The sequence below is a fragment of the Pseudoalteromonas sp. TB64 genome (genome assembly GCF_000498095.1).
GTDB lineage: Bacteria > Pseudomonadota > Gammaproteobacteria > Enterobacterales > Alteromonadaceae > Pseudoalteromonas.
In genome coordinates this window covers 22781-34908 of the sequence record NZ_AUTQ01000142.1, presented here as the reverse complement: position 1 = coordinate 34908, position 12128 = coordinate 22781, and the positions used below count along the sequence as shown (strand labels likewise).

The following is a 12128-nucleotide window of genomic DNA, read 5'->3' as shown; positions in this document are numbered from 1 at the left end:
AACACTCAAAACACTCAAAACACTCAAAACACTCAAAACACTCAAAACACTCAAAACACTCAAAACACTCAAAACACTCAAAACACTCAAAACACTCAAAAAATTAACTTTCTTCCTCCACACTGCTTTTGATATTGATTTGTATTACTATTTGCTTTAATTTGTTTTAATACTATAAAAATTATGGCTTTCTATGTCTGCACCACAGGCCTATCAACGCAACAAATCTGATTTTGATATTTTAGTTGTTGAAGACGATACATTACTTAATGATCAAATTACTGAATTACTAGCCAACCAAGGATACTCTGTTACACAGTGTTTTGATGGTAATCAAGCGCTTGATTTAGCGGTTGCTCAACGTTTCAGTCTTATTTTATTAGATGTTATGTTGCCGGGCAAAGACGGCTTAGCAGTGCTTAATATTTTACGTAGTTGTAATAACACCCCTGTAATAATTGTATCGGCAAAACATGCTGAAGAAGAGCGTATTCTAGGTTTATCAGCCGGTGCAGATGATTACTTAGCAAAACCGTTTAATAGCCAAGAATTATTACTACGCGTAGATTCAGTACTAAGGCGCGTTTTTAAACAAGACACAAATACCCCTTACATTGCTAATATTGATGGACTTGAAATAGACAGCCTACACCAGCAGGTTTTTCTGCATTGTGAGCTATTAGCTTTTACGCCTATTGAGTTTGCCTTGCTGCAAATTTTAATGAAAAACCAAGAACAAATACTGTTAAAACCTTTTTTATATCAAGTGGCGCTTAACAAGCGTTTCAGTCAGTACGATCGTAGTTTAGATATGCATATGAGTCGTATACGAAAAAAATTAAATAACGCCGGCTGGGATGGCAGCCGTTTACACACTGTGCATGGGCAAGGGTACTGTATTAAATGACACGACGTTTATTTTGGAAGCTGTGCTTAATTATTGGTACTGGTGTTGTTGCGATGTTTTATTTAATTAATGTCGCGGTTAATCATTTTGAAAATGATATGAGCATGTTAAGTGACTCAAGCCGAGAAGAGTTAATTAATTGGCAAAAAAAGGCTGAGGTTATATTTGATCAAGGCGATATGAGCGAACTTGAGCGTTGGGTTGATGATTTACAACAACAAGAAAATATTTGGGCTGTAATTGCTAAAGCCAATGTGGTTGAGTTAGCTGGTAATCGCTCTCATCGTTATGAGTATACAGGGTATAACTTGGGGCGAAGTATTGATTGGAAAATCCATCTGTATTTTGAGCATGCACCCGTTATGCAATTACCTTTTAAAGATGGTGCAACTAGCCTTGTTGTGCAGTTGCCGCAAAGAATGCGCCCAGGATCACTTTGGAATTTAACACGTTTGTCGTTACAAGTTTTATTACCAATGCTGATATTGGTGTGTTTATCGATTGTGTTATATCGCCATATTATGCATCCCATTAAAGAACTCGACTTAGCAAGTAGGGCATTTAGCAAAGGAGACTTTAGTGTCAGAGTTCGAGAGCAGCTGGGCTCACGCAATGATGAACTATCCCAGTTAGCTGAAACATTTGATTTAATGGCAGAGCGGATCAGTGATCAGATTATGCATCAACGTGTATTACTAACTGATCTGTCTCACGAGTTGAGAACACCTTTAACACGCTTAGACATAGCAACTGACAATTTACTCACTCACAGAGAAAAAGGTGTAGAAGACACGCAAATCAAATTAGAGCGTATTCACAAAGAGTCACAGCACATCCGTAAGTTAGTGGATGACACGCTTACTTTATCCTGGTTAGATAACGAGTCACCTCAGTTGCGCATTGAATCTTTGGATTTAGTCGATTTACTCGAAATTCTCATTGAAGATGGGCGTTTTGAGTACCCAGATAAACTGATTTCTGCTGACTTACCTAATCAAGCCCATATTGAAAACAGTAATCACAGAGCATTAGGTCAAGCACTGGAGAACATACTTAGAAATGCACTACGTTACACACCCATTAATAAAAAAGTACGGGTTAGCCTCATTGATTATAAACATGAATATCAAATTATTATTGCAGATCAAGGTCCAGGAGTACCTAAAGAGCATTTAAATACTATTTTTAGACCTTTTTTCCGGATTGATTCCGCTCGCTCATGCAACAGTGATAGCTTTGGTTTAGGGCTTGCTTTAGCACAAAGGCAATTACATGCGATTGCTGCAACAGTATTTGCTAAAAACGATACTGCAGGTGGTTTAGTGATGACTGTAACGGTTCCTAAAGGTGCATAAATTACATTTCATATTGTGTGCTTGCAAAAACTGAGTAACGCTTTCTCGTTCTGTTCACGCCCTTAATTACATATTTTTAGACAACTAAAGTAGATTGCACCTAACGCGTCTTTGTATATGTCCTAAATGTAACAAATGTAAAGTTGCTATGCCTTTCATTAAAAGAAAATGATAATCCTTCTTATTTGCAATTAAGAAGGAACGTCCCCCTTGAAAAAATTAGCCCTAATGAGTGCCATTTGTGCATCATTTAGTTCACCTATATACGCGCAAGAACTTGCTAAAAATACAGCGTCTGTTGAAAAAATATCTGTAGTTGGTTCTGCAACTAATTTGAGTATTACAGCTGAAGAAATAGAACAATATCAAGCAAGTGATCTGGCTGACATTTTTCGACATTCACCTTCTGTTAGCGTGGGTGGCTCGGTAGGCGTTGCACAAAAGATCTATATTCGTGGTGTTGAAGATTCTTTATTAAATATAACGGTTGATGGTGCACAGCAAACATCAACGTTATTTCATCATATTGGTCGTGTAACAATAGATCCTGACCTATTACAGCAAATAGATGTGCAAGCAGGTGCCGGCGAAGCAACAAGTGGTCCTGGTGCGATTGGCNGGCGGCTCTATCCGCTTTAAAACTAAAGACGCGCAAGACCTACTTAATCAAGGTGAACAATTTGGTGGACGTGTTAAAGCAAGTTACTTTTCAAATGACGGTACGCGTTTAAGCACCAGTGTATACGGTAAATTAAGTGATACATGGGGCGTACTAGGATATTTCAGTACTGTGGATCGCGACAACATGGAAGATGGTGATGGCGATACTATTTATGGTACGGCTGNGCCGATCAAGATATGATGTTTATTAAAGCCAGTGGTGAGTTAGCAGATAATCATCATTTGTCGGTAAGTATTGAAAAACGCGACGAAGAAGGGGATTTTTCAGCACGCCCTAACTGGGCGGTACAAGAAGGTGATGCTTTGTACCCAAGTGAAGCAGAGCGAGAGACTTACGTTGCTAATTATATATTTTCTCACAATAACTTATTGTATTTAGAGGTGACAGCATACAAAACCGAATCATCTTTTAATGGCGGTCGATTTGCTTGGCTTGCTGACATTGACACATATGGCTTAGATATTCGTAATACAAGTATTATTGATGAACATAAATTTGTTTATGGCATTGATTATAGAAACGATGAAGTATCGAGTGGGTCTGCAGCAGGTGCAAAAGAAAATTCAGAACAAGGCAGTGTACTGGGTGTTTATGCACAAGGTTATAGTGATATTACTCCACAACTTTTACTGAGTTATGGGGTGCGTTTTGATAGTTATAAGTTTAAACAAGACATCTTATTAGATGAATATTATGGCACTGCAATTACAGAAAGCGCATCGAGTTTAGACGACAATGAAGTGAGCTTTAATATCGGTTTAGCATATGACATTAATGATGCTTGGACAGTAGGGCTTGGGTATGCTGAAGCCGCGCGTGGTAAACAAATAGGGGATGGCTTTACCATTGATGGATATTTATATGACGGTTCAGATATTCCAGTAGCGGATGAAAGTTTAGTACCTGAGACCGTAGCTAATATTGAAGCATCCATAGCGTACACTAATGAAAATTTATCCGCTAAGGCAAGTATTTATAATTCGTCTTTAGATGATGTGATATTTGAAGGGTATGAAGGAAACTCGGTTTATAACAATATAGGCACGTTAGAGACTAAAGGATTTGAGTTTGACCTAGCATATCGTTTAAATTCATTTGATTTCTTCATTGGATTTTCAGCTACTGATACAGAGCTTGACCCACGTGATGGGTTGTACAGTGTAAGTTATGATGCAATTGATATTAATGGCTATGAGTTTGTCGGTTTAGGTAATAGCAGAGGCAATACATGGGTTGCTGGCGTTGATTACGACATTAACACCGATGCAAAGGTTGGTTTTAGTGTAACTAAAGTCGATTCACTCGATATTGATACTCTTCATCAAGCTGTTGACCTTGGTTGGACCGATTTTTTATATACCCTAAATAAACCAAGCTATACCACTGTTGATTTATATGGGCAATGGAATGTGACGAATGCATTATTATTTAATGTTGCTGTTACTAACTTATTTAATGAGTTATATATCGATCATTCAAGTGTGGGTGATTACAGTGAAGTATTTGACACTGTTGTTGGTCCATACGAATCTGGGCGCGATATTCGCTTATCGATTTCTTATCAGTTTTAAGAATAAGTAACTTATTTTATGTTCTTAAAATCGTTTAAAAAGTGGGTCTTTTGGGCTCACTTAATTATAGGTTTAATCGCCGGTTTATTTATTTTTAGCATGTCGTTCACGGGTTTTTTATTAACCTATGAGCGACAGATTGTTGAGCTAGATGAAATGCGATTTACTGTAAAAAGCACCTATGCTCAACAGCGGCTATCGACTGATGCTGTTGTAGATATTTTGCAAAAATCGCATCCGAGTCAATCACATATTTATATTCGTTGGGTAAATCGAGAAGGGGCTGCTATTCCTGCCTGGGCGGGGAAACATAGCTACTTATTACACCCTTATACGGGAGATGTTATTCGTGAAGGAGAGGGGCTAGCGGCTGGTTTTTTTCACGTTGTAACTGATATACATCGTTATTTATTACTGCATGGCGCTTCACAAGTGATTGGCAAAAATATAAATGGCTACGCTAATCTATTTTTTATCTTTTTACTACTATCGGGTGCTTATCTGTGGTTACCAAAGCGATTTAATCGCTCTGCATTAAAAGGATATTTGTTACTAGCAAAGAGTTACAAATCATCACATCATCGAAATAGGCAGTGGCATTTAGTTTTTGGAATTTGGTGTTTACCGGTTTTACTCGTTTTGTCATTAACGGCTACTTTGTTTCATTTTGACTGGGCGAATAAAGCGTTATATGGCGCGTTTGGGCAAAACGTACCGGAGCGTGAAAAGCATCTACTAGTATTAGATTTATCGGCTGATAAAGTACCTTACGATGCTTTATTCCAACAAGCTCAAATACATGCAATTAATAATGGTGCCGCTGATTGGTATTCGATGTGGTTAGAATTAGGTGACAAAAAACACGAAGCACGTTTTTATATTGATACCAGTATCGGGAATCGCCAAGAATATGCGTATTCATTATTTTTAGATACTCGCACTGGAGATGCAATTAAAACGCTAAAAAAATCGGATTGGACGCGAGGCGATCAAGCATGGGGAACATCTCGATTTTTACATACCGGTGAATACTTTGGTTTTATAGGGCAAACATTAGCTGGTTTGGCATCATTGCTAGCATGCTTTTTAGTTTATACCGGTATGGTACTAGCGTGGAAGCGCCTAGTAACGAGTAAGGGTAAGCCTTAATCGATTAATTTTTTCACTCAAGGGTTCATCAAGAATATAAAAATCCGATAAATAATCTTTATCGGATTTTTTAACCCCACTGTACTTACATAAGCTGTATGTTTGCTTTAATGAAAGCTGCTTATTTAATATTACTCATAGATATTATTATCTAACTAATCGCGATATTTAGGGCGGTAGTTATCTACCCATAAACGGGTAGCGCCACAAACTGCAACAGGCATTACGATTAAATTTACGATAGGGATTGCTGTAAATATCATAACGGCAAAGCCGAACCCGTACGATAAGCCTTGTTTGCTTTTTAAATCGTCTTTCATTTGTTTGAAGTCGATTTTATGATTATCGAATGCGTAATCTTTGTACTGTATTGCATACATCCAACACGTAAATAGCACCCACAGAATTTGCCCTATGACAGGTAATATCCAAAGTAATATAAAAAAACCAATGGCACGGGGCAAGTAATACCACAGCTTTGTTAGCTCTCGTGCAAACATGCGTGGCACATCTTTTAATAACTCAGCAAAGCCATCATCATTAATTTGTTGACCTGTTAAATACAGTTCTACCTTTTCACTGAGTAAACCGTTAAATGGAGCTGCTATAAAGTTGGTTATTATAGTAAATAGCATGCTGTAACTAAATAACACCACCAGTACTGCAATTGGCCACATCAACCACTCTAACCAACTAAGCCATTCTGGTAGCATATTATTGATGTAGGTAAAGCTGTCACTTAGCCAGCCAAATAAGAAATACAGCGAACTACTAAAGAGTAAAATATTAATTAATAGCGGGATCAGCACAAAGCGCTTTAATCCTTTTTGACTAATTAACTTAAACCCTGAAAAAAAATATTCCATGCCTTTTATGATCTGCACAATAACCTCAATAAATATTTACCACTGCGCGCAGTATAAATTGCTTAATAATTTTGAACAGTATTTTTAGGTAACAAAGTGTTTAGTTTCGTCGTTTTAATATAAATCAGAGCTAAAAATAAGTGAATAAGGTCGTTTTAACAAAGGCCGTTATTAATTAATCATATTGAATTACAAACAACTTATCTAAACAATTTTAATCCAAAGTACCAAATTTTCTTTATTATGGAATAGCAAACACATGTAATAATGAGGTGCTTTTTTAACATGAGTAACATAGATGTCTAAAGTTTTTATTATTGGTTTACCAAGAACCGGTACTACCAGTATAAGTGTCGCGCTATTAGGAATGGGGCTATCGGTCGCTCATACTGCATTTACTAAAAAAGCGTTTGAGATGGCGGATGCAGTATCTGACGCGCCTTGTTTTAGCGACTATATGCATTTGGATACGTTATTTCCAGATGCTAAATTTGTTTACTTAAATCGAGATATAGATAAATGGGTGCTTTCTATCACAATGCTATTAAAAAAAATGGCGCCTCATTTAGAGCCAAAAACGGGAAAATTTAACCCTATTTTAAAACGCAGTTTTCATCAGGTATTTCCCTCAACATTACCTTTAACGCATATCTCGTTAGCTGATTGTTATTTAAAACATCAACAGGCTGTTTTTTCTTACTTTAAAGACCGTGATGATTTTTTAATGATAGATGTTAGTGAGGAAGATAGTTTATTAAAATTAAAACATTTTTTAGGAGTCGCGATTAAAGGAAATACTGATTTCCCTAAATTAAATGTTGGACGCCATGTAGCAAGCTGGAAAGAATATAAGCACCCAAATAAAATCAATTCTAATTTAGCGGGTGTAGAGCACCGTAAGTATTTTGATTACGTGTTGTAGGTAGTTTATCTTATTTAAATATTGATCTATCTTAAATAAACGTTTAAATAAGTGAAAAACGGGCTGAACGAGGTTGTTCATTTGTTACAATTAGGTATAGTTTGCCAACAAATTTTTAATACAAAATTGGATTTTCCATGCAGTTAGTCGATTTAAACCAAGATGACCAGGATGTGATTAATGTTTTTTCTGATATCGACCGACTTATTAACTCCTTATACCCGGTAGCAACAGCACAATCTCTTACGGTGAATGAGCTAAACCAGCCAAGTGTTTACGCTATAGGATTAAAGAATGAAGATGGTATTATTGCTTGTGGCGCTATTGTAAAACAGTTTGATAAAACACCTTATGGCGAAATAAGACGGCTTTATGTCAATCCTAGCTATCGAGGCAGAGGGTTATCTAGACGTATTATGCAAATATTATTGCATCATGCTGGGGAAGAGCAAATTCCACTCATAAGACTAGAAACAGGTCCTAAGCAAATACAATCGATTAAGTTATATGAAAATCTAGGATTTAAACGTTGTGACAGTTTTGGACCTTATCAAGACAACCCACAAAGTGTATTTATGGAATTAGGGCTAAGTAAGTAAAATTTCCCCCTCCAAAAATATTAGATAAATAAAGATTAGCTTTACGACGGCAAAATAACCTCATAGTAGGTACTACACGGTTTATAAACGGTGAAAGTGTTTTTAATCGTGCTTATTTGTAATGCTAATTTAATTAACCTGAACGAGTTTATTGTAAGTGAATTTAACGTAGCTACCATTGATAATAGCTACTTAACATAGATTTATGACCCACAGCTCTGGTTAGTTGCATCACCAATCACTTTAATATGTGACAACTCACCTACTTCTAATTAATCCTACTTTTATTCCCTTTATTTTAATCATAGCTATACTTATTTATATAGTATAAATATTAAGTTGGTCTGAAATTTTTATAACTTAGGCGATTAAATATTCTTATAAATTAAAAACAAAAATAATGAAATTTTATGGTGGAATATGGAAACAGTTAGATTAAGAAAGTTGTTATCTCATCAGCAAGATATCTTATCTAAAATAGCACTAGGGTTACCTTTAAATGTTGTTATTAATGACATTTGTTTATCTATTGAAGAAATTATTGATGATGAATCTGCAAGATGCTCAATTTTATCATTAAGAGAAGGTCAGCTCTTTCATTGCGCAGCTCCAAATATAGATGACAAATACTGCCAAGCTATAAATGGAGTGCACGTTGGTCCAAGTGCGGGATCGTGTGGTACTGCTGCATATTCTAATGCTCGCGTAATTGTAGAAGATATAGCGGTCTCACCACTGTGGGAAGATTACAAAGAGCTCGCACTAAGCTTTGAGCTAAGATCATGCTGGTCAACTCCTATTATCTCAACACAATCCCAAATACTTGGCACGTTCGCTATTTATCACGATAAGCCTAAAGCCCCGTCAGCGTATGATTTAGAACTGATTGATTATTTTGTTCATTTTACGAGTATCGCGTTAGAAAAAAACGTTGAGTCGTTTAAAGCAAAACAGTTAATTGCAGACTTACAACAAAGTAATGAAAAATTTAAAGCATTTACTAAAGTGATGCCCGATTTGATCTTAATTTTAAGTGAGGACGGTGAATACACTGATCTTTATGGTTCTTCAAATGAATTACTGTATAGCTCACCAAGTACATTGATTCATCAAAACGTAAAAGATGCTCTCCCTAAAAAAGAGTCTCAGTTGATCATGAATGTAATTGAAAAAACATTAACGACTAACGATGTTCAATTTTTTGAATATGAGCTTGAAATTAAAAATAATAAAGTTACTTTTGAGGGAAGAACAGCACCTCTTGATCATTATCAGCCAAATAACCCATTGCAAAGGCATGTTGTATGGATGGCTAGAGATATTTCGGTTAGGAAAAATGCAGAGCAAGAAATAACGAAACTAGCCTTTTTTGATTCATTAACCAACCTCCCAAATAGAAGAATGCTTAGCGATAAGCTAACGCTCTGCGTAGAAACAATAAAGCAGAGTGATAAAGTCGGTGCGTTATTGTTTTTAGATTTAGATAACTTTAAAAGGATTAATGATTCACTGGGGCACAGCGCAGGCGATGAAATTTTAGTTGAGTTATCAACACGATTCCGATCTGTAATTAAAGCACCTAATACATTAGCTCGGGTTGGAGGTGATGAATTTATTATCTTGCTAGAGTATGTTGGTGAAAATAATCAACAGGCTATTATTGAAGCCGAAATAGTGGCTAAAAGCTTACAAAGTGTATTTGATGAGAAGTTTGAGGTTGGAAAACTAGCATTTCAGGTGAGTTGTAGTATTGGTATTTGTTTAATCGATAAAATAAATTCAGTGACAGACAACATACTAAAATTTGCCGATACGGCAATGTACCATTCAAAAAAGAAAAGAGGTAATAGCAGTAGTTTTTATGATCCAGCATTACAAACTTTACTTCAAAACCAAGCTGAACTAGAAACTGACATTGTTAGAGCAATAGCATGTGATGAATTTTGTGCTTACTTTCAGCCACAAATTAATGCGCAAGGAAAAATAATAGGCGCTGAGGCGCTTATTCGATGGAACCATCCACAAAAAGGGCTAATAGCACCTAATGAGTTTATTCCGATTGCAGAGCAATACGGATTAATTCAAAAGTTACAAAATACGGTATTACGCGATATATGTATTTTAATTAATGACTTAAGCCGTAATAATATTATTGATGAGTCATTCAATATTTCAATAAATATAAGTCAGTGTCAATTTAACTCAACAACACTAAAAAATGAGCTGTTAAATGTAATTAACCATTTTGATGTGGAACCTTCACGCGTTAAGTTAGAGATAACCGAATCTATGTTATCGGGTGATATAGACAGCGCAATACAACAAATGGAAGAATTAAAAAGTCATGGTTTTATATTTTCTATCGATGATTTTGGTACAGGCTATTCCTGCTTAACTCATTTGAGTTCTTTTCCAGTAAAAGAACTAAAAATAGATAAAAGCTTTATTGATAAAATATGTGATAGCGGTACAGGTCATAGTATTGTGCAAACGATAATTAATTTAGGTAAAAGTCTTAATATATCTGTTGTTGCAGAAGGAGTTGAAACATTAGCGCAATTTGAAGTACTTAAAAAAATAGATATCGATGCTATACAAGGCTATTTAATTGCCAAGCCAATGACTCACGAGCAGTATTTACAATGGCATAATACGTACTTAAAAGATGGTATTTAGTTGTTGTAAATGTAAGTACTGTGAATTTTTAAACGCGCACTGAAAATGCTATTGTTACTGGTGTAATAATATTTAAGTTAATTTTCAGAAGGTATAAAAGTGAACCAATTACCAGAAAAAACAATTGAGTGTCCTTATTGTGGTGAAGCGATTGATGTTTTAATTGATACTTCAGATGTAGATGAGCAATATATTGAGGATTGCCAAGTGTGCTGTAAGCCAATAAACTTTTTAGTCTCATACGACATTGATGATGAGTTGGTTGTTAATGTATATGGTGAAGATGAAGCGTACTAATAAAGTGATATTACGTTGTTTTTTTGTAGCCGTTATTTATTGATTTTCTCTTTTTTAAATTAGCTTTAATTCTTAAAAAAGATAAATTTATATAAATAGGAGTAGTATTACTTCTTAAATTCGTAAAACTCATTTGAAGTTAATTGTTAAGAGAATATTTTAAGTCGTTGTTGTGTGTCTTTAAATACGGTGATTTATACTTAACATGAGTAAATTAAAGAGTGCGCTGGAGATAAATATGAAAAGTTTAAAAGAGCAAACTGATGCTAAAATTGCAGCAGGTCGACAAGCAAATCCTGATTTTATGAAAGGTGTTGACGATATAATTGAGCAAGCAAAGTCTTTTCAGCAAGGTAGCAGTGCAATTAAGGTGGGCGAACAAGCGCCGAGTTTTGAATTGCCAAATCCAGACGGTAAGCTAATTTCGTTTACCGAATTATTAGCCAAAGGACCACTTGTTGTTACATTTTATCGTGGTAGCTGGTGCCCATACTGCAACCTACAACTTAAAGCATTGCAAGCAAGGTTAGCTGATATCCATTCGTTAGGTGCACAGTTAGTGGCTATTAGCCCGCAGGTACCCGATGGATCAATGAGTGAAAATGAAATAAGTGAGATGGATTTTTTAGTGCTATCGGATCAAAGTGCAAAAGTTGCATCGCAGTATGGCGTTGCATGGGAAGTACCAGAGTACTTAGTAGAGCACATGCGAGTTGACCGTAAACTCGACTTAGAGGCAATAAATAATGGCAATGGTAATATACTTCCTATACCTGCCACATTTATTATAGGTCGTGATGGACTTGTTACTTGGCGTTATGTTGATGTAGATTACCGTACACGTTCAGAGCCAGATGATATTATTGAGGAGCTACGTAAGCTGTCTTAATTACATCCTTTATAATATAGAGTGATAGCGCTTTAGTGCATTAAAACTATAAGTGGTGAGTTTTCATCCATGGTTTATGCACTACTCAGTTACATTAACGACCTTTCAATCAAAGTTATAGTAATAGGTTACAAAATACTCCCAATACTGTTTTTACAACAAAAACAGACATGCCAAACAGTACACTGTTTTTGTTAGCTACATTCGTATAAAAT

General features: G+C 35.8%; 9 protein-coding genes and 1 pseudogene. 9 read left to right on the top strand and 1 reads right to left on the bottom strand.

Translation table 11 applies throughout. From position 1 onward, the window contains the following. Window positions 1-193 precede the first annotated feature (193 nt). The 4 genes and pseudogenes from L647_RS0111435 to L647_RS0111420 all read left to right on the top strand — a co-directional run bounded on the left by L647_RS0111435 (window position 194) and on the right by L647_RS0111420 (window position 5664). Window positions 194-907: a response regulator transcription factor gene (locus L647_RS0111435; protein ID WP_024604903.1), complete on the top strand. Its 714-nt coding sequence runs from the start codon at window positions 194-196 to the stop codon at window positions 905-907. Next, window positions 904-2262 (top strand): histidine kinase sensor domain-containing protein, encoded by a 1359-nt coding sequence (locus L647_RS0111430; RefSeq protein WP_024611222.1) that lies wholly within the window; start codon window positions 904-906, stop codon window positions 2260-2262. The genes L647_RS0111435 and L647_RS0111430 overlap by 4 nt, the downstream gene beginning before the upstream one ends. Before the next feature lie 210 nt (window positions 2263-2472). Continuing rightward, a pseudogene (locus L647_RS01000000124090) lies at window positions 2473-4515 on the top strand (TonB-dependent receptor). Window positions 4516-4533: 18 nt separating this feature from the next. Continuing rightward, entirely contained in the window at window positions 4534-5664 is a 1131-nt protein-coding gene (locus L647_RS0111420) for a PepSY-associated TM helix domain-containing protein (RefSeq protein ID WP_024611221.1), read from the top strand. Window positions 5665-5819: 155 nt separating this feature from the next. Here L647_RS0111420 and cysZ read toward each other — a convergent pair whose 3' ends face one another. Continuing rightward, window positions 5820-6530, bottom strand: coding sequence for a sulfate transporter CysZ (gene cysZ, locus L647_RS0111415; protein ID WP_029880450.1), 711 nt, complete (start codon window positions 6528-6530; stop codon window positions 5820-5822). A 298-nt stretch (window positions 6531-6828) separates the two neighbouring features. Here cysZ and L647_RS0111410 point away from each other — a divergent pair, with 298 nt between their 5' ends. From L647_RS0111410 to L647_RS0111385, 5 genes are all read left to right on the top strand, one after another. Next, complete coding sequence (locus tag L647_RS0111410; RefSeq protein WP_024611219.1) at window positions 6829-7452, top strand: sulfotransferase; 624 nt, start codon at window positions 6829-6831, stop codon at window positions 7450-7452. Between the two features lie 137 nt (window positions 7453-7589). Then, window positions 7590-8051 carry a GNAT family N-acetyltransferase gene (locus L647_RS0111405; RefSeq protein ID WP_024611218.1) on the top strand — a complete coding sequence of 154 codons (462 nt, stop codon included), beginning with the start codon at window positions 7590-7592 and terminating at the stop codon, window positions 8049-8051. Window positions 8052-8471: 420 nt separating this feature from the next. Then, entirely contained in the window at window positions 8472-10727 is a 2256-nt protein-coding gene (locus L647_RS0111395; protein ID WP_024611217.1) for an EAL domain-containing protein, read from the top strand. 99 nt (window positions 10728-10826) lie between these two features. Further along, on the top strand, window positions 10827-11024 hold the full coding sequence (locus L647_RS0111390) for a CPXCG motif-containing cysteine-rich protein (protein ID WP_024611216.1): 198 nt from the start codon (window positions 10827-10829) through the stop codon (window positions 11022-11024). Between the two features lie 238 nt (window positions 11025-11262). Continuing rightward, complete coding sequence (locus L647_RS0111385; protein ID WP_024611215.1) at window positions 11263-11913, top strand: peroxiredoxin-like family protein; 651 nt, start codon at window positions 11263-11265, stop codon at window positions 11911-11913. The last annotated feature ends 215 nt before the right edge of the window (window positions 11914-12128 follow it).